16 protein-coding genes are annotated in these 19,680 nt (G+C 48.8%); 5 read left to right on the top strand and 11 right to left on the bottom strand.

The genetic code is table 11. The features are described from left to right. Nucleotides 1-4 precede the first annotated feature (4 nt). Nucleotides 5-217 carry a DUF1107 domain-containing protein gene (locus BM607_RS20035; protein WP_006083486.1) on the top strand — a complete coding sequence of 71 codons (213 nt, stop codon included), beginning with the start codon at nt 5-7 and terminating at the stop codon, nt 215-217. On the opposite strand, the gene BM607_RS20030 is transcribed toward BM607_RS20035, so the two are convergent. Then, nucleotides 214-435, bottom strand: coding sequence for a cell division protein ZapB (locus BM607_RS20030; RefSeq protein WP_006083484.1), 222 nt, complete (start codon nt 433-435; stop codon nt 214-216). The genes BM607_RS20035 and BM607_RS20030 overlap by 4 nt on opposite strands. Before the next feature lie 179 nt (nt 436-614). Between BM607_RS20030 and BM607_RS20025 the strand changes: the two genes are divergently transcribed. Further along, the gene (locus BM607_RS20025; protein WP_071940627.1) at nt 615-2,108 is read left to right on the top strand and encodes a Na+/H+ antiporter NhaC family protein; all 1,494 of its coding nucleotides are present in this window, start codon (nt 615-617) and stop codon (nt 2,106-2,108) included. 80 nt (nt 2,109-2,188) lie between these two features. Then, a complete protein-coding gene (locus tag BM607_RS20020; RefSeq protein WP_071940626.1) occupies nt 2,189-2,542 on the top strand; it encodes a RidA family protein in 354 nt (117 codons plus the stop codon). A gap of 128 nt (nt 2,543-2,670) precedes the next feature. On the opposite strand, the gene BM607_RS20015 is transcribed toward BM607_RS20020, so the two are convergent. Together BM607_RS20015 and BM607_RS20010 are read right to left on the bottom strand one after the other, a co-directional pair. Next, nucleotides 2,671-3,012, bottom strand: coding sequence for a hypothetical protein (locus BM607_RS20015; RefSeq protein WP_071940625.1), 342 nt, complete (start codon nt 3,010-3,012; stop codon nt 2,671-2,673). Nucleotides 3,013-3,024: 12 nt separating this feature from the next. After that, the gene (locus BM607_RS20010; protein ID WP_071940624.1) at nt 3,025-3,297 is read right to left on the bottom strand and encodes a Rho-binding antiterminator; all 273 of its coding nucleotides are present in this window, start codon (nt 3,295-3,297) and stop codon (nt 3,025-3,027) included. 399 nt (nt 3,298-3,696) lie between these two features. On the opposite strand from BM607_RS20010, the gene BM607_RS20005 reads away from it, so the two are divergent. Beyond that, the gene (locus BM607_RS20005; RefSeq protein WP_071940623.1) at nt 3,697-4,788 is read left to right on the top strand and encodes a branched-chain amino acid aminotransferase; all 1,092 of its coding nucleotides are present in this window, start codon (nt 3,697-3,699) and stop codon (nt 4,786-4,788) included. Nucleotides 4,789-4,888: 100 nt separating this feature from the next. Here BM607_RS20005 and BM607_RS20000 read toward each other — a convergent pair whose 3' ends face one another. The 7 genes from BM607_RS20000 to BM607_RS19965 all read right to left on the bottom strand — a co-directional run bounded on the left by BM607_RS20000 (nt 4,889) and on the right by BM607_RS19965 (nt 17,916). Next, entirely contained in the window at nt 4,889-9,415 is a 4,527-nt protein-coding gene (locus BM607_RS20000; protein ID WP_071940622.1) for an EAL domain-containing protein, read from the bottom strand. 406 nt (nt 9,416-9,821) lie between these two features. Further along, nucleotides 9,822-10,685 carry an isocitrate lyase/PEP mutase family protein gene (locus BM607_RS19995; protein ID WP_071940621.1) on the bottom strand — a complete coding sequence of 288 codons (864 nt, stop codon included), beginning with the start codon at nt 10,683-10,685 and terminating at the stop codon, nt 9,822-9,824. Between the two features lie 55 nt (nt 10,686-10,740). Next, nucleotides 10,741-11,964, bottom strand: a complete 1,224-nt coding sequence (gene prpF, locus BM607_RS19990; RefSeq protein ID WP_071940620.1) for a 2-methylaconitate cis-trans isomerase PrpF — start codon at nt 11,962-11,964, stop codon at nt 10,741-10,743. Nucleotides 11,965-12,124: 160 nt separating this feature from the next. Continuing rightward, nucleotides 12,125-14,728, bottom strand: coding sequence for a Fe/S-dependent 2-methylisocitrate dehydratase AcnD (gene acnD / locus BM607_RS19985; RefSeq protein ID WP_071940619.1), 2,604 nt, complete (start codon nt 14,726-14,728; stop codon nt 12,125-12,127). 81 nt (nt 14,729-14,809) lie between these two features. Beyond that, nucleotides 14,810-15,937 (bottom strand): 2-methylcitrate synthase, encoded by a 1,128-nt coding sequence (prpC, locus tag BM607_RS19980; protein WP_071940618.1) that lies wholly within the window; start codon nt 15,935-15,937, stop codon nt 14,810-14,812. 275 nt (nt 15,938-16,212) lie between these two features. Beyond that, on the bottom strand, nt 16,213-17,091 hold the full coding sequence (gene prpB, locus BM607_RS19970; RefSeq protein ID WP_071940617.1) for a methylisocitrate lyase: 879 nt from the start codon (nt 17,089-17,091) through the stop codon (nt 16,213-16,215). Nucleotides 17,092-17,148: 57 nt separating this feature from the next. Continuing rightward, nucleotides 17,149-17,916: a GntR family transcriptional regulator gene (locus BM607_RS19965; protein ID WP_012090443.1), complete on the bottom strand. Its 768-nt coding sequence runs from the start codon at nt 17,914-17,916 to the stop codon at nt 17,149-17,151. Nucleotides 17,917-18,216: 300 nt separating this feature from the next. On the opposite strand from BM607_RS19965, the gene BM607_RS19960 reads away from it, so the two are divergent. Continuing rightward, nucleotides 18,217-18,711: a DUF523 domain-containing protein gene (locus tag BM607_RS19960; RefSeq protein WP_011848084.1), complete on the top strand. Its 495-nt coding sequence runs from the start codon at nt 18,217-18,219 to the stop codon at nt 18,709-18,711. 18 nt (nt 18,712-18,729) lie between these two features. On the opposite strand, the gene BM607_RS19955 is transcribed toward BM607_RS19960, so the two are convergent. Then, a complete protein-coding gene (locus tag BM607_RS19955) occupies nt 18,730-19,674 on the bottom strand; it encodes an acyltransferase (protein WP_071940616.1) in 945 nt (314 codons plus the stop codon). Nucleotides 19,675-19,680 lie beyond the last annotated feature (6 nt).

Below are 19,680 nucleotides of genomic sequence, written 5' to 3'. Positions count from 1 at the left end.
TCATATGAGAGTTTTTCCTGTCTACGCACCTAAGCTTATCGTTAAGCACGCGCGTATTTTTCTCACTGGTGTTATTTGGGTTAAAGACTTAGGACGATTGGAATTTGAGAAGGGGCGGTTTTTACTGCCAAGAAAAAGCCTGCCAAAAGTGAAGCAGGCTATTTTAGAATTGAACGAACTGATCGAAGCGCAGCATCATCAAACAAATGCTGTTTAGATTTCGCTGTTTAACAAGCCAACAAGGCCAGTCACTTTTTCGTTCCAAGAAGTGAGTTCTTCTTGTAGTTGCTGGTTTTGCGCATTCAATTGTTGATTGTGCTCACTCAGCGTAGACGCTTTTTGCTTCTCTTCTTCAAGCTCCATTTTTAGAAGCTCGATCGTTTCGAGTGCAGCCTGGATTTTGGTTTCCAGTTTGGACAGTAATTCAAGGCTCATCTGGAGAGTCCTATGGTTTCTGGATGGGACTGTGATTCTAGCAGTGCCTAGAACTTAAGGAATAGCGATTCTTATCGTTTGGTTAAAAAACACCCTATTACTGGGTTCTAAATTAAGTTTTTTTGCATTTGTTATTAACTCGTTAGTATTCTTGGTTTTATTTTTTATCGGAATGGTCCATGTCGCCTAGTCTGCTCGCCATACTCCCGTTACTGTTGACCTTAACTTTAGCCCTGTTTTTACGCCGCACGCTGGTGGCGTTAGGCGTTGGTATCGTCTCTGGCGCCCTATTGATCGCCCAATTTGATCCGCTGCAAACTGGGCGGTATTTGCTTGATATCGGTGTTAAACAATTTTATGCCCAGGACGCATGGCAAGCGTGGCACCTCAATGTGCTATTGGCCATGTTGCTGCTAGGTAGCATGACGCAATTGTTAGCACGTGGCGGCGCCGTGGGTCAGTTTGGCGATTGGCTATATAGCCGTATCCGCACTGAGCGTCAGGCGCGTCTGGGAGTGGTGTTCCTCGGTTGGTTAGTGTTCATCGATGGGATTTTCAGTTGCCTTGCCGTCGGTCATGTTTGTCAGCCACTGAGCCAGCGTTATGGCATTCGCCATGAGCAGCTCGCTTATCTGGTGGATTCCAATGCCTCGCCCCTGTGTGCGCTATTGCCTTTCTCCAGTTGGGGCCCCTATGTGATGGCGCTTATCGCGGGGATCAGCTTTTTGCCCGTGTCGCCGCTGGAAGCCTTCATCGATGTGGCCTTATTTAACTTTTACGCCATAGTGACCTTAGGTTTGTCCGTGCTCGTCGCTTGGTATGGCGTGGGTTTTCGCTCTTTTGTCGCCCCAACAGAGGTCAAATCCTCTAATGCGGTCGAGACCAAGGGCAATCCTTGGCTGCTCGCTATTCCTATGCTGACTCTATTATTGGCTTCAGTGGGACTAACTTTGTGGTCTGGTGCCCAGCAGGTCTCTTCTTGGGATGTGTCGCTCTGGCTGGCTAAGGCCGATATTGGCGCCTCTATGCGCGATGCTTGTTTATTGGCGACCTTGGTCACTCTGATTATGTTGGGCTTGTCTGGACGACGTTTAACGGCGTTAGTGGGGGATTTAAGCCACGGTGTGCGCATGATCGCCTTCGCCATTGCGATCTTGCTCTGCACTTGGATGATTGGCGCTGTTATCCAAGATCTGGGCGTGGCGAAATTGTTGGCCGCTTGGGCTAAATCTTATCTTTCTCCACACTTGCTGGTGGCGGGCATGTTTTTACTCTGCGCGATAATGGCTTTTGCGACTGGCTCGAGTTGGGGCACATTTGCGATTATGATCCCTATTGGCGCCGAGATTGCCCATAACTTAGATCCTCATCTGTTATTGCCTGTATTGAGCGCTGTGATGTCGGGGTCAGTTTTTGGCGATCACTGCTCGCCGATTTCAGATACCAGCGTGCTCAGTGCGACCAGTTCAGGTTGCGCCCCCCATGACCACGTGGTGACTCAGTTGCCCTTTGCGTTAATCGCGGCGTGTTCGGCCTTGGTAGGATTCCAATTAGTGAATTTAGAAGTGGCGACGCCGTTAGTGTGGTTGGCCGTGGTGAGCTGTGGTCTCGGTTTATTTGCCTTGATGGCGCGCTTCTATTCGCCTTGGCCTAAGTTAGCGGCGCAGACATAACGCCTGTTTATCGTTAAAATGGCCTATTCGGTTTGAGTTAAACCAATTATTTAAATGTACTGATTTAAGAGATGATCAATATGAGCATTACCCGTTTAGACGTTGGCACCCGCATGAGCAGCATAGTCATTCACCAAGGTACTGTGTATCTGTGTGGTCAAGTGGCGAAGGATAAGTATCAAAATATCACTGAACAAACCGTCACTATGCTTGAAGAAGTCGATACCTTGTTGGCGCAGGCGGGGAGTTCGCGTGAGCATGTATTGTCAGCGACTATCTATCTGAAAGACATGGGTGATTACGATGCGATGAATGCCGTATGGGATGCTTGGGTGCCTAAAGGCCATGCGCCAGCCCGCGCTTGCGTGCAAGCTGCTATTGCTGAGCCGGAATATTTGGTTGAAGTGTCTGTAATAGCGGCGGTCGCTGTTTAAGCGCGGAGCTATTTTTCGTCCAGTTTAGAATCCTGTCACCGAGTGTCATGACTCGGTGAAGCTACACCTCGCTATCTAAACCTGCATTGTTCAGCACGTTCACTCTCTTCTAACGAAACCCTTCAGCTTTAACCTAATAAGTATTCCATTAAATGTGCAGGCACAAGCGGTGGATGATCCACATATTGGATTGAGAGTGCCGCGGCGATCGCATCCATATTCTGTTGTGCTAAGCCCTGTTCGATAATGGCAAACGCCCAAGGAGCCTCAGTTTTGAGCTTTAGGTAATAAGGCGTGGCGACAAATTGTGCGAGTGAGTAAGCCGCGCCACCTAAACCATGCCCCCAACCCTCGCTGACCTGAAAGGGTCTATCAAGATGCGCCGTATCAAACTCAATCAGCTGGGGATATTGGCCATTATGCCCACCGGTCCAGTGACCGATTTCAACTGCTAACATTATCTTTGCCATGTGTTGTCCTCGCTAACCTTGTTTAGTGGCAATCTGCATCCTGCCAAATTCAGCATTCACATCGACAGGCGTGATAGCGACGATATGGTCGAGCCTAAGAGATTGTTTATTTTGTTGCTGCTGGATAACAAGCCACTCGGTTTTGTCGGCTCTGGTCTGCGTGGTGATGGCTTGACCTTGGCACTGCGTGCCATCAATCAACTCAATCTTGAGTTGATAACCGCGCAGGCAGGCAAGTTCGAGGTAATCGTAGTGCTCACAGGGGATCATCTTATAGTCAGACATAGGTTTATCTCATCGGGAGTTCGACCCCATTGTGGCAAAAATACTTGCCATTGGCATTATGCGTGACCCAATGCTGATTGTTTTATCTAGTATCTAAGACAGTGTGAAAGGCTGAGCCCTAGGCGCTCCGTCCCGGCGAGTTTTAATGCACTTTATGCTGTGTTGGTTATTTTTAACTTAGCCCACTAGGTCCGCAAATAACCGCAATCGCCATGGATGGCGTGAATGCCATTTATGCAGGAGCAATAAAGGGCCTTGCCTAAAGTGCGTTACCATTCCGTTAACATCAGCCGCTGAATCCTGCATCTTCAGATTGTTTGGGTATAGATATGCGCGCCCCTCTTGACTTTATTCCTGTCGCTCCCTAGTCTGCTTGTTCAGTAATCAAGGTGGTATGCGATGGAAATAACCTACAATTTAAAACCTGCGTCCGAGCGCCGTACTGAGCAATTCAAGCCCGAGGGGAATGTGGGCTTTGGTAGCCTCAGAACCGATCATATGTTTTTGATGGATTATCATGACGGACAATGGTGCGATCCGCGCATCGTTCCTTATGGTCCATTTGAAATGGCACCGGGTGCAATGGCGTTGCATTATGGCCAGTCGATCTTCGAAGGCGCGAAAGCCTTTATGCACGAAGATGGCGAGATTTATACTTTCCGTATTAATAAGAATGCCGAGCGGATGAATCGCTCCGCCGATATCGTCTGTATTCCTAATATAGATGAACAAGTGCAGATGGATGCGATCAATGCGTTGATCGATGTCGATCGCCTGTGGTTCCCGATGCAAGAAGGTGCGTGTCTGTATATTCGCCCCTTTATTTTTGCGACTGAAGACCGACTCTCTGTTAGCCCAAGCACGCGTTATACCTTCTGTGTGGTATTAAGCCCAAGTGGTGCTTATTACGCAGCGGGCGTGAACAAAGGCATACGCTTACTGATCAGCAAAACTTTCCATCGCGCGGTATCGGGCGGCACTGGCGCCTCAAAAGCGGCGGGTAACTATGCGGCGTCGTTGCGTGCGGGTAAAGCTGCGGCAGCCTTTGGTGCATCGCAAGTGTTATATCTCGACTCGACCAATCAACAGATTGAAGAAGCGGGTGCGATGAACCATTTCCACATCTTAAAAGATGGCACAGTGATCATTCCGACCTTCACCGATACCATTCTTAAGTCGATCACCTCGCAATCCATCATGGAATTGGGTGAGATGCTTGGTTGTGAAGTGCGCCAAGAGACTGTCATACTTGATCAATTTATCGCCGATATCGAATCTGGTGAAATTATCGAGGCGGGTGGTTTTGGTACAGCAGCTGTGGTTTCAGCTGTGGGTTCCTACATTTTTGAAGATGGCCACATAGTCACTGTCGGTAACGGTGAAGTGGGCGAGCATGTTCAGCGCATCTACAAACTGTATACCGAAATCCAAAAGGGCCACATTCAAGGTCCAGAAGGCTGGGTTAAGCGTGTTGAACGTTTAGCAAAGTAAGGATGTTGTGGTGATGATTAAAGGCTCCTAGGAGCCTTTTTTATTGGCTGATTTTGACGATGACATTTGTAGACTTCGCCTCAAATCAAATCAAACCAAATCAAATCGGCTGTGGCTTAGATTGATTCTTGAGTAAAGTTAAAAAATCCGCGGCACTTAAGGGTTTACTGAGTAAGAAACCTTGCACTTGATCGCAACCCTGCATCGCCAAGAAGTTGAGTTGTTCTTGGGTTTCTACCCCTTCGGCGACAACGTTCAGGTCTAAACTGTGGGCGAGGGCGATAATGGCGCTGGTGATGGCCGCATCGTCGGGATCATTGGTGATATCTCTGACGAACTCTCGATCGATTTTCAGCGTGTCTATCGGGAAGCGTTTGAGATAACTTAGGCTCGAATAACCCGTCCCAAAATCATCCACCGCTATGGTCAAGCCTAGGGCTTTGAGTTTAGAGAGAATACTGACTGACTCCTGCGGATTGCCCATGATCATCGACTCTGTCAGTTCAAGCTCAAGGGATTGTGCCGGGAGACCTGATACTGCCAAGGCAACTTCTATAGTGGAGATAATATCGGCCTTAAGTTGGCGAGCCGATAGGTTAACGGCGACAGTGATACCATTGAATCCTAAGCTGTTCCATTCGGCTAATTGCTGGCAGGCTTGATTGATCACCCAATGGCCAATTTGGGTGATGATGCCGGTTTCTTCCGCCAGCGGAATAAACTCAACGGGGGAAATGGGGCCAAGTTCAGTGTGATGCCAACGTAAAAGCGCTTCTATCCCAGTGAGTGAACCATCCTTTAAACAGAACTTAGGTTGATAAACTAAGCTCAATTCGTTGCGCTGAATCGCCTCTTTTAACCCACTTTCGAGTTGCACATGGCGAGTGGCAATTTCATTTAATTTCGAAGTATAAAACTGGAAGTTATTTCTACCTGACGATTTCGCGTGGTACATGGCTGTATCGGCAAATTTAATCAGCGAGTCGGCATTATCAGCATCGTTTGGATAGAGACTGATGCCGATGGAGGTCGAAATGGTTAGCGTTTTATCGTCCAATAAGAAGGGCGTTTGGAATGCTCTGAGCACTTTTTCTGAGATCAAAGTGGCGGCTTTTGTTTTCGCCACCCCTTCTAAAATAATGGTAAATTCATCACCGCCTAGGCGTGCGACCGTATCGCCATCGCGCACTGCATTTTGCAGTCTTCTGGCGACTGCTTTGAGCAGTAAATCGCCGACATGGTGCCCCATGGAGTCGTTGATATGTTTAAAGCGGTCGAGATCTAAAAACAGTAAGGCGACGATATTGTTCGCCCTATGCGCTTGGGTTATCGCGTGATTGAGCCTGTCTTGGAATAAGGTTCGGTTTGGCAGGCCCGTTAAGGTGTCGAAACTGGCGAGGAAACGCAGATCTTCTTCGGCTTTTTTTCGCTGTGTGATATCGGTAAATACGGCGACGAAGTGACTAGTTTCACCTTTAATATCGATAACTTGGTTGATCTCAAGCCAGACTAAAATCGCCTGCCGTTGTTTATTGCGGATCCACAGTTCCCCGACCCAATGTTTATGGCGCAGTAGCTGTTGTTCAATGGTATTGAACAATTCACGCTGTTGGCGCCCAAAGGCTAAATGAATGAAATGCCTGTCGGTGATTTGGCGCTCTGTGTAGCCAGTAATGGCACAAAAGGCAGGGTTAACCGAGCGAATGCGATAATCTAGGCCCGCCACGACAACCGCTTCATTCATACTGTTGAGCACTTGCGAGGACAATACCAGCTCGTTCTCAATCAGCTTACGAGAGGTGATGTTACGGTTAGTCCCTGTCATGCGGATCGGGTTATCTAGGCTATCTTTTTCAACCACTTTGCCACGGTCTAAAATCCACACCCAATTACCCGGTGAGCGTTCGACACGGTACTCAGCTTCGAAGAAAGGCGAGCGGCCTTGAAGGTGCTCGTTTAGCTCAAGTTTGAATCTCTCTCTGTCTTCAGAGTGCATGCTCTCATGGGCAATATTGCTGCTGTTCCAATGGGGAATCGAAGAGTCCATATTGGTACGATAGACTTGGTTTTCGGCTATGTTCCAGTCCCACATGCCATCGCCAGATGCCCAAAGTGCCAGCTTTAGCCGCTCTTCTGAGGCGCGGATACTGGTTTCAAATTCACGTTGTTGTTGGCGTTTGTTCCTACGCCAGATAATGACCCAAGCCAGCAGTCCTAAAGTGAGTAAGAAATAGAGGATATAGGCGAATTGAGTGCGATAGAAGGGGGCTTGCACATTCAGATCGACAAGCAGCGCATAGGCACCTTCTGAGTTATATTGCAGCCCATGACGAACATGTAATCGGTAATGGCCAGGATTGATGTTAGTAAAGGTGATTTCATTGCCTGTGGGTAGCTCATGCCATCTGTTATCAAACCCTTCGAGATAATAGCTGAAACGGTTTTTACCCGTGTAGCTGAAATCTAATGAGGTCACCTCAAAACTGACTAGCTGATCGCTATAGTCCATCACTATGCTAGGGGGGCGGCTTAAATCGAGAATCGTATGGCCTTTTCCCGCAATGCTATAGCCAGTGAGTGCGACTTTAACATCGGGTCGTTGATCTGGAATCGACTTGGGATTGAAACGATTGATGCCATTAATGCCACCAAACCAAAGATCGCCATCGCTGTCCTGCAGTTTTACGCCGCCGTTAAACTCCAGTGCCTGCAATCCTTCTTGTTCGTTGAATATGATGACGCGATTGGTTTTAGGGTTAAGTTTGCCTATGCCGGCATTGCTGCTAAACCAAATGTTATGTTCTTGGTCCTCAAGTAAGGCGTAGATAGTATCGCTTGGTAATCCCTGATCGCGGGTGTAATGAGTAAAGCTTGTATCGGCATCTTGTGAGGGTAACTTACTGATCCCGCCATGGGTGGCGAACCATACCTCACCTGCGTGTGTCACTAGAATATCGCGGACACGATTGTTAATTAGACTTTTCTTATCTGAGGATTGGTGGAAGTAAGATTTACCTATGCCCGTTTTCATATCTAGTTTCAGTAGACCATCGAGTGTGCCTATCCAAAGCGTATTTTTGTGTGCTCTTAGGATTAAAAACTGGTTTTGTGCCGGATAGAAATTATCAATATGTGCCAATGAGATAAAAGTAAATTCATCGGTATCTATAGCCTTGCGATAGAGGGCGTGGGTCGTTGCTACCCAGAGATGGCCTTGATCATCAATTTCTAAACTTCGGATGTAATTGGCTTCAGAGCCTTGGTCTGTACTTGCTGTGACCTTGAGTAATTGGAAATCTCCCTCTGGCGATAGCCGACCGAGTCCATAGTTAGTGGCAAACCAGAGCACGCCCGCTTTGTCTTGAGCAATATCTCGCAGGGTGAGGTTTAAATTGCGTTGATGCACCCCTAAGGCGTTAGCAAATCGCTCCGTATAGTGCTCATATTTACCGTTAGCTAACATGCGCTTAAGTCCAGCACCTTCGGTGCCTATCCAAAGGGCATTATCTTTGCTGCGGAATAAGGTGCGAATATTGTTGCTCTGTTGCGACAGCTCAGTGGTGTATTCGAAAATATGCTGAAAATACTGACGGCGGGTATTAATTTTATCTAAACCCGAATAACTGGCGCCTAACCATAAATTGCCAAAGGGATCTTGCAGCAAACTCAGTATGTTATTTTCACTGATACTGTTGGTGCGCTTAGGGTCGTATCTATGGTCGGTCGCAGTGAATGTTTTATCGTTTCTCTCGAGTTGAATGAGACCCGCTTCAGGCCCGACGACCCAAAAGTCACCCTGTTCGGTTTGGATAAAATCCTTAATGTAAGGCACGTTATCGTCAGTCTGCCAAAGTATTTGGCCCTGCTGCGAGGCCAAGTTGTAGTGCCATAGTTGTCCATCTAGGGCTAAAGTGATCGAGTAGGCCGAGTTCGCTTTAATTTGATAGGCAGTGACATTTTGCGGCACGTTCAAGCGAGTGATGGTATTCGCACTGACGGCAAAGGTGCCGCTATCTTGGGTACCTGCGAGCAGGTACGTGTTTTCAACATTGGCTAAGCTAGTGATATAGGGCTCGACGCTATTACCTAAACTCACTTGGGTAATACGTTTGGTTTTGGTCGATAGGGAAAATAGTCCCGCTTTAGTGCCAATCCAGAGTGTATTACCCACTATGCTGAGTTTGGTGGTGCGGGGATCGGTCAGACCTTGTTCTTGGCCAAAGTGCTCAAAGGTCCCTGTACTCAAATCGAGTCGATTGACCCCTTGGCTGAATGTGGAAACCCAAATGTAGCCTTCTGAATCTTGAATAATGTCAGAGACATAACTTTCTGAAATACTGCTAGGATCGTTGGGGGAGTGGGTAAAAATAGTGAAGTCATGACCGTTGTAGGCATGCAAACCATCTTGAGTACCAATCCACAACATGCCAGCACTGTCCATAAACAGGCTGGTAATCGTATTCTGGTTGAGGCCATCTTCACTGCGAATATGTTCAAATTTAAGCTGCGTGAAAGCCGCGCTCAATGGTTGCGCTAATCCATTGCACGAGATCCCCCACAAACTTAGGATACAAAGCGCGCCTAGCACTAGCTTGTGGATTAGTTGACTCAAATTTTCCCCTACCAAAAAACGGACCCATCCTGATTAGGTTTCTATTTAGTTTAGTTCTTAGCCTAGACCTTAAATGCCATTTTGTTGTAAAAACTTTAGCTTAAATTGCTGACTTGGTTTAAAAACAACCAAAATCGATGGGCGCGATTCAGTCATCGATCATGCGATAGCTTAAATATGCCGTTTCAGTGTCTTTGTGCTGGTTATAACGAGCTTTTTTTCCCGTGTTTAAGCTTAAGAATCTTAGCACTGTTTAAGATAGGCCAACATATGATGCTGCGACAAATGCAGCGAAAACCAGTGCGCAGAGTCACTAAAATCATGAGGGCGAATAGAAAAAGACCTTGCCGGAAGGGGGAGAAGCAAGGTCTTTGGTTGAACTGTTTTAGCGATTAGATGTCAGGGTTAAACTTGCATTGACTCAGTTACGTCCATAGCCGAGGTCAAGATCCAAATATGCTTGTGTATTTATGATCCGTTCACGCTCTACAAACGACACCATCTGCTCGGAAATACTGCCACTGTCACCTTGCTCAAGAATCGTGCGTAAGGTGTGCTGACAAGCATGGATAGTCGCTCGCTGTAAGTCAGAGGGAATAATAATGAACTTGTATCCCAATGCTTGCAGTCTGTCCTGTGACACCAGCGGTGTTTTACCACTGTGGAACATATTGATGAGCTTAGGCTGCTTGATATGCTTAGCGATCAATTCAATTTGCTCAACGGTTTCTGGCGCTTCGACAAAAATCACGTCGGCACCTGCTGCTAAATACGCATGTGATCGTTCCATTGCAGCATCGAATCCTTCAACGGCGATCGCATCAGTGCGGGCAATTAAGGTAAAATCTGGGTCAGTTTGGCTATCCTTGGCAACACGGATTTTGTGTACCATTTCTTGGGTACTCACCAAAGATTTATCATTCAGATGGCCGCAGCGCTTTGGAAAGGTTTGATCTTCCAAGTGCAATGCTGCGACACCGGCTCGCTCAAAGGCTTTTACTGTGCGGCTCACGTTGATGGCATTACCAAACCCAGTATCCGCATCCGCTATGATGGGCACTTGGGTCACTTCGACCATCTGTTCGAGTCGATGCAACACTTCGTTAAAGCTCAGCATGCCTATATCGGGGAAACCACTACTTCTCGCAATCGCGCCGCCACTGGCATAAATCAGCTTAAACCCCGCCTGTTCAGCTAAACGTGCCGTCATACCATCGTAAACACCGGGGGCGACGTGAATATCGCTACCACTGAGCATTTGTCGTAATGCCGTTGTTTTTTTCATTTGAATCCTCTTCCTTGTGCGCCTTTAGCGATTGAATCTAAAACCAGATAAACGATTAGAAACACTCGCTCGGTACTCGCACAAAACCTTCCATTAGCACGCGGGCGCTGCGGCTCATAATGGCTTTAACAACTGTCCATTCGCCGTTGACCATTGACGCCTCAGCCCCAACACGCAGCGTGCCTGAGGGATGACCAAAGCGCACCGCATCTATTTTGTCCTTAGTGTCTCCGCTAGCGGCTAAGTTAACTAAGGTGCCGGGGATCGCTGCTGCTGTGCCAATTGCCACTGCTGCCGTACCCATCATGGCGTGGTGCAGTTTGCCCATCGACAGCGCGCGTACGAGCAAGTCGATATCATCGGTATTGACGGGTTTGCCGCTCGATGACACATAGGCTTTGGGTTTAGCAACAAAGGCGACCTTGGGCGTATGTTGGCGTGTAATCGCTTCATCTATATGCGAAATCAAGCCCATACGCACAGCGCCATAGGCGCGAATGGTTTCAAATTTAGCCAAAGCCGTCGTGTCGCTATTAATATCATCCTGCAGCTCAGTACCTGTGTAGCCTAAGTCTTCTGCATTGATAAAAATGGTGGGAATGCCAGCGTTAATCATAGTGACATTAAAACTGCCAATACCCGGCACTTCTAGTACATCAACAACATTGCCCGTCGGGAACATGCTGCCACTCCCTCCGTTAGAATTGGCATCTTCGTCAGCAGCCGGGTTCATAAATTCGATTTGCACTTCGGCGGCGGGAAAGGTCACACCATCGAGCTCAAAATCACCGGTTTCTTGCACTTCACCCTTGGTGATGGGCACATGGGCGATAATGGTTTTGCCTATGTTGGCTTGCCAAATACGCACAGTGCAGACGCCATTTTGTGGAATGCGGGCCGTATCAATTAAGCCATTGCTGATGGCAAAGGCGCCGACGGCGGCGGTTAAGTTGCCGCAGTTACCGCTCCAATCGACAAAGGGTTTGTCGATGGCCACTTGGCCGAACAGGTAATCGACATCGTGATCGGTTTGGGTGCTAGGGGAGAGGATCACAGTTTTACTAGTACTTGAGGTGGCAGCGCCCATGCCATCAATTTGTTTACCGTAGGGATCTGGGCTGCCAATCACTCGCAGCAGTAGCGCATCACGGGCAGGGCCAGCAACTTGTGCGGCTTTCGGCAAATCCTGCAGACGGAAAAACACGCCTTTACTGGTGCCGCCGCGCATATAGGTCGCAGCAATTTTGATTTGCGGCGCGTGGGGTGTTGAAGCATTCATAGATTGACTCCAAAAGGACTCCCAATGGAATCCAAATGAGCGCCAGTAACTTAATGGGGGAAGTTATTGGCGCTCGGTTTAGCTAGCTTATCTTTAGCTGATATTCGTGTTTTACTTGAGCCGAGCCTTGATTCAAGACTCGACTCAAACAAGGTTCGATTTAAGCCTGATTTGATTCGAGAAAGTCCTGCGCGAAGCGTTGCAATACGCCGCCCGCCTCGTAGATCGAGACTTCTTCGGCGGTATCGAGACGACAGGTTACTGGAACTTCGATGCGCTCACCGTTTTTACGGGTGATGACGACGGTCAAATCTGCTCGTGGCGCTGGCGTGCCGAGGACATCGAACACTTCTGTGCCGTCGATGGCGTAGGTTGCGCGATTGTCGCCGGCTTTAAATTCCAGCGGCAGCACGCCCATACCCACTAAGTTAGTGCGATGAATGCGCTCGAAACCTTCGGCAACAATGGCCTCAACGCCAGCTAAACGCACGCCTTTGGCGGCCCAGTCGCGGGACGAACCTTGGCCGTAGTCTGCACCCGCTATGATGATCAGTGGCTGCTTACGTTCCATATAGGTTTCAATCGCTTCCCACATGCGGGTGACCTGGCCTTCGGGCTCGATACGCGTCAGTGAACCTTGTTGCACTTTACCGTCAACGATTGCCATCTCGTTTTTAAGCTTGGGATTGGCAAAGGTCGCACGCTGGGCGGTTAAGTGATCGCCCCTGTGGGTGGCATAGGAGTTAAAGTCTTCCTCCGGCAAGCCCATTTTGTGCAGGTATTCGCCCGCGGCGCTGTCGAGCATAATGGCGTTCGACGGCGATAAATGGTCTGTGGTGATGTTGTCACCCAGCACCGCCAGTGGTCGCATGCCCTTGAGTGCGCGCTCACCTGCCAATGCGCCTTCCCAATAAGGTGGGCGACGAATATAAGTAGATTGCGGACGCCAATCGTACAGCGGACTAATTTGCTCGCCGTAATCGACGGCTAAATCGAACATAGGCTCGTACACTTTGCGGAACTGCTCAGGTTTAACACTGGTCGCAATCACGGCATCGATTTCTTCATCCGATGGCCAAATGTCGATAAGTTTGACGGGGTTGCCGTCTTTATCTAATCCCAGCACATCCTTTTCGATATCGAAACGTATGGTGCCAGCTATCGCGTAGGCGACCACTAATGGCGGCGAGGCCAAAAAGGCTTGTTTAGCATAGGGATGAATACGGCCATCAAAGTTGCGGTTACCCGATAACACTGCGGTGGCGTACAAGTCGCGGTCGATCACTTCTTTTTGAATCACAGGATCCAGCGCGCCGCTCATACCGTTACACGTCGTGCAGGCAAAACCAACAATGCCAAAACCGAGTTGTTCAAGCTCAGGCAATAACTTGGCTTCTTCCAAATACAACTGCACCGCTTTTGAGCCGGGGGCCAGTGAGGTTTTGACCCAAGGTTTGCGGCTTAAGCCTTTGGCGTTGGCGTTGCGGGCAATGAGGCCTGCGGCAATCACGTTGCGTGGGTTACTGGTGTTCGTGCAGCTGGTAATTGCTGCGATAATCACTGCTCCATCGGGCATTAAGCCGGGTTCGTTTTCGACTACGCCGCTAATTCCGCGCTCAGCTAATTCTGATGTTGGCACCCGTGCATGTGGATTTGATGGCCCTGCAATAGTGCGTACCACCGAGGATAAATCAAAACGTAATACCCGTGGATAGTGCACTTCGGTCAAGCTGTCGGCCCACAAACCTGCGGTTTTAGCATAGGTTTCAACTAGCTTAACTTGCTCGGCTTCGCGGCCCGTTAAGGTCAAATAATCAAGGGTTTGCTGGTCGATGTAGAACATGGCTGCTGTGGCGCCAAATTCAGGCGTCATGTTTGAAATCGTGGCGCGATCGCCTAATGTCAGCGCCGCTGCGCCTTCACCGAAGAACTCTAAGTAAGAGGAAACGACTTTTTGTGCGCGTAGAAACTCGGTCAAGGCCAATACGATATCGGTAGCCGTAATGCCAGGCTGCGGTCTGCCCGTGAGCTCGACACCGATAATGTCCGGCAGACGCATATAAGATGCGCGTCCCAGCATCACGCTTTCGGCTTCTAGCCCGCCGACACCAATGGCGATAACGCCCAGAGCATCAACGTGTGGCGTGTGGCTGTCGGTGCCAACTAGAGTATCGGGGAAGGCCACGCCATTGCGTGAATGCACCACAGGCGACATACGTTCTAAGTTAATTTGGTGCATGATGCCGTTACCCTGAGGGATAACATCAATGTTTTTAAAGGCTTTTTGCGTCCAATCAATAAAGTGGAATCTGTCTTCGTTGCGTCTGTCTTCGATAGCGCGGTTTTTAGCAAAGGCGTCTTTATCAAAACCACCAAACTCAACGGCGAGCGAGTGATCCACAATGAGTTGTGTTGGCACAACAGGGTTCACTTTAGCGGGATCGCCACCTTTAGCGGCAATCGCATCACGCAGGCCTGCAAGGTCAACTAAGGCGGTTTGCCCCAAAATGTCGTGGCAGACCACGCGGGCAGGAAACCAAGGGAAATCAAGTTCTTGCTTAGATTCGATAATTTGTTTCAGCGAGGCGGTTAAGTCCGCAGGTGTGCAGCGACGGACTAAGTTTTCAGCCAGCACGCGCGAGGTATAAGGTAGCTTGGCGTACGCGCCAGGAGCAATCGCTTCTATGGCTTCGCGGGTGTCGAAATAATCGAGTTTGGTGCCGGGTAAGGGCTTGCGATATTGGGTATTCATAGCAGTGTTCATAACATCATCCATTTCGGAAAATGAAGTTGGCGCGAGACTGTCCTTTAACAGAAGTCTCGCGCCAAGAGTCGTTAGCTTGGCTTAACGGTTGGCAATAGGGACGACTTTGCGTGGGGCCACGCCCACATAATCGGCACTTGGGCGGATGATGCGGTTGTTAGAGCGTTGCTCCATTACGTGCGCCGCCCAGCCTGTGACGCGTGAACACACGAAGATTGGCGTGAACAACTTAGTCGGAATATCCATGTAGTGGTACGCGCTGGCGTGGAAAAAATCTGCATTACAGAAGAGTTTTTTCTGTTCCCACATCAGGGCTTCACAGGCAACCGATACGCGGTATAGACGGTCGTCACCGTTGGCGGCAGCCAGTTTTTCTGACCATTCTTTGATGATGGCATTACGTGGATCGCTATCGCGGTAAATCGCGTGGCCAAAGCCCATGATCTTATCTTTACGCTCCAGTTTACCCATTAAGATGTTGCGCGCATCGGCTTCATCTTTCATGTCTTGGATCAGTTCCATCGCCGCTTCGTTCGCGCCGCCATGCAGCGGGCCGCGCAGTGAACCAATGGCGCCAGTGACGCATGAATGCATGTCTGACAGAGTTGAAGCACAGACGCGAGCGGTAAAGGTTGATGCGTTAAATTCATGTTCTGCATAAAGAATTAATGATACGTCCATCACTTTTGCATGCAGTGCCGACGGCGCTTTACCATGTAATAAATGCAGGAAGTGCGCACCAATTTGATCGTCATCGGTTTCAGTGTCGATACGCACGCCATCGTGACTAAAGCGATACCAGTAACAGATGATCGATGGGAATGCAGCCAATAGGCGGTCGGTGATTTCACTCTGATCGGCAAAGCTGTGTTCGGCTTCTAAGTTGCCTAGCATAGAGCAGCCAGTACGCATCACATCCATAGGATGAGTTTCAGCAGGAATGCGTTCTAATACTTCTTTTAAGGCTTGCGGCAGACCGCGAAGGCCTTTGAGTTTGGTTTTGTAGGCATCAAGCTGGGCTTGAGTGGGCAGCTCGCCGTAAAGAATGAGATAGGCGACTTCTTCGAAGGTGGCATTTTCACCGAGATCTTTCACATCATAACCGCGGTACGTTAGGCCTGAGCCTGACACGCCCACTGTGCTCAATGCTGTTTCGCCTGCGCTCTGGCCACGTAATCCTGCACCGCTTAGTTTTTTAGCTTCTGACATAATCCTTCCCTTCCGTTAACTCTGTGTGGTTATTGCTGGTGGATGAATGCACTTATTTTTGAGTGTTCATTCGCCGACATTTATTGGTTAAGGCTGCACTTTTTATGTAACTTGTTTAACGTTAAATCTGCTTTAACGCCAAACCCTGTAGGGTTGCAGCTTTTCGGTGACGCCTTGCTGCTTGGGGCAAAGCGTCTGGGTTTCAGTAACAACATGAGCTTGCGCTTCTACTGACAATCCATGGTCTTGTGTATTTTGCTTTCTCGCTTGTTTAGCTATTTATCTTGGCTAAACAGTTGATCTAACTTGTCTTCAAAGGCGTGGTAGCCCAAGTACTTATACAAGTCTTTACGGGTCTGCATAGTGTCGAGCACGTTGCGTTGATGACCATCATTCATCAGCGCTTGCATGACGTTCAGTGCCGCTTGGTTGGCTGCACGGAAAGTACCGAGTGGATAGAGCACCATATCGGCGCCCGCCTCGGCGAGTTCTTCTTTATTGAACAATTGGGTTTGGCCAAATTCAGTCATGTTGGCCAAAATCGGCGCTTTGACTTGCGCTTTAAAGTGGCGATATTGGTCTAGCTCAGTTAAAGCTTCGGCGAAGATCATGTCGGCACCGGCGGCGATATAGGCTTGCGCGCGTTCGATACCTGCTTCTAAGCCTTCAACGGCAACCGCATCGGTACGCGCCATGATCACAAAGTTAGGATCGGTACGGGCATCGACGGCCGCTTTAATGCGATCGACCATTTCTTCAATGCTCACGACCGCTTTGTTAGGTCTGTGGCCGCAACGCTTTTGCGACACTTGGTCTTCCATGTGCACAGCGGCGACGCCGACTTTTTCGAATTCTTTGATGGTGCGAGCAATGTTGAATGCGCCGCCCCAGCCAGTATCGATATCGACCAATAAAGGCACTTGTGTGGCTGAGGTGATACGACCGGCATCGATCAGCACGTCGTTCATTGAGGTCATGCCTAAGTCAGGCAAACCGTATGAAGCATTGGCAACGCCAGCGCCCGAAAGATACAAGGCTTGGAAGCCAGTTTGCTCTGCCATCAAGGCAAAATAGGCATTGGTGGTGCCAACGATTTGTAACGGTTTAGCCTTAGCAAGAGCTTGGCGAAAACGTAATCCTGCGCTTTGGGTCATGGTCTTGTCCTTATCCTTTTCCATTTATGGGAAGTGGGCATATTGAGCCGTATAAACTTAGCTGATGTTGGCTAAGGTTTCTTTTGCGGCTGCATTGGCTTGCAATTCAATTAAGCGTAATTCGGTATTTTTACGCCCCTGTTCGATATGGCGGCGCATCAGTAAACTCGCCAACTCACCATCGCGCTGGGCAATGGCTTCGACTATGCGTCTGTGTTCGGCAATGGCTTTAACGGGGCGATTTTTATTGGTGCACTGGTAGCGGTACATGCGCAGCAGGTGATACAGGCCGCCGACTAAGGTTTCCTGCAGATGTTTGTTACCGCTGGCTTGAATAATTTGGTAGTGAAAATCGACATCGCCTTCCTCTTGGAAGTAGGTATCACCCTTAGCGAGCGCCGCATCTTGCGTTGCGAGTAAATCTTCTAACTTGGCTAATTGCTCAGGGGTGATACGACTGGCGGCAAGTTCGCAGGCCATGCCTTCAAGCACGCTACGCAGTTGATATAAATCGTTAAGTTCGCTAACTGTCAGTTGTGCTACGCGGGCGCCAACATGGGGTGCGCGCACTACTAAGCGTTGTCTTTCTAAGGTTTGCAGGGCTTCGCGGGTCGGGCCGCGGCTGATACCGTATTTTTCGGCCAGCGCTTGCTCGTTAATTTTACTGCCCGCAGGCAGTTCGCCCTTGATGATGCTGGTTTGGATCTGCACCAAAATTTGATCGGCGAGTGTGGTCGACGTTTTATCTGCCGAGGTCGATTTGACCTTATGCAGGTGGGAAACATGTGTGTCATCAGAAACGAACGTCGTGTCTTGCTTCAACATAGAGCGCATCACTATTAATAGGATTGTCGACAATGGGTAAAAAATAGCCCTCTCTCAGTGGATTGTCAACAATGTGTTTACTTAGACGTAAGTCTACATTCTAATTGCTTTTTATTTATTACTCTGATTTTTATAGTTTTATTTTAATTCGTTCGTTTTTAATATTTTAGCTTATGAATTTTTAAATATTAAATTGTCAACAATGAAGTGGTTTTTGCCGTCCGTTCTTGTTGCAGGTGTTGATGGCTTTGGGGGAAATCGTCCAAATGCATTTTGCATGTTTGTCCTTCGCGTTATGCTATGGGCGGAATGACACGCTTGGAGGTGACAGTGGAAAAAGTGTTAGTGAGCAGTTGTTTACTCGGGCAAGCGGTGCGCTACGACGGTGGTCATAACTTGATGGAGAGCGAACTTGTACAGACGTGGCTTGAGCAAGGACGGATTGTGGCGATTTGTCCCGAATGTGCAGGCGGTTTGCCAACACCCAGACCACCTGCGGAGCGGGTTGGACAGCGTATCTTAACCGCTCAGGGTGAGGATGTGACCCACGCTTTTAGTCTGGGAGCCGATCTCGCCCTAAAGCTGGCGCAGCAAGAAGGGATTAAAGTGGCGATCCTAAAAGCCCGTAGTCCATCCTGTGGGAATAAGCAGATCTACGATGGTCACTTTGCGAAGCAATTAATTGCGGGACAGGGATTAACGGCTGAAAAACTCAGCGCCGCAGGGATAACCGTATTCAATGAATTTGAGCTATCCGCTGCAGCGGCATGGGTTGCAGAACTAGAGCAAAGTTAGAAAAGAACTAGAGCAGATCTAGCTCGCTTGAGTGTGATTGGCGCTGTCGGTGCTATCCGCGACATTTTGATTCGTTTGCAGTAAAGCATCGATTTGTTGATCTTTTTCCGCCCACACTTGGTTTAACCAGCGTTGGAACTCGACGCGATACTCAGATTCAGAGAAATAACGCGTTGGATCGACTTGAGGTACAGGCAACGCTCTTATCCTAACAATGATCTTAGTGACTTTACCGTTCATTACCCAAAACAGAATATCGTCAGGTGCATCGGGATAAACGATCGTCATATCCAGCAAGTTAGTAAATTGCTCGCCCATGGCTGATAAAGTAAAGGCGATACCGCCCGCTTTAGGGCGTAATAAATGCTGATAGGGTGAACTTTGTCGTTGATGTTTATCTTTAGTGAAACGACTGCCTTCAACATAGTTAATGATCGAGGTGGGCATATTTTTAAACTTTTCGCAGGCGCGGCGTGTGGTCGCTAAATCTTTGCCCTTAAGCTTTGGATTCTTCTTGAGTTTTGCCGGGCTAGTCCTGTTCATGAAAGGCATATCAAGCGCCCAACAACCCAGTCCCATAATCGGCACATAGGCGAGTTCTCTTTTGAGGAAGAACTTCAGCATAGGAATATGGTTGCGTAACACATAGGTTTGCGCGGCAATGTCGAATCCACTGAGATGGTTGCTGATCAGCAAGTACCAGCTGTTTTTATCGAGTCCTTCTAGGCCTTCAACGTCCCACTCAATTTTAGCGATCAAAAACAGAATGCCACCGTTGCAGCAGGCCCACGCCCACATAAAACGATTCATAACCGTAGTCACCGCATTGCGAGCACTTTGTGCTGGCATCACGAGTTTTACGACTCCGCCAATGCTGATAAGTGAGCCCCAAACGGCGGTATTAATGATCAGCAAGCTTAAGCTCAGCATAAACAGCACTGAACCAGGCAGGAAATTCAACATAGTGGC

The sequence above is a fragment of the Shewanella sp. SACH genome, from assembly GCF_001887095.2.
In the GTDB taxonomy this organism is placed as follows: Bacteria; Pseudomonadota; Gammaproteobacteria; order Enterobacterales; family Shewanellaceae; genus Shewanella; species Shewanella baltica.
Note: the sequence above shows the minus strand (reverse complement) of the source record. Positions and strands in the feature narration are given on the sequence as shown.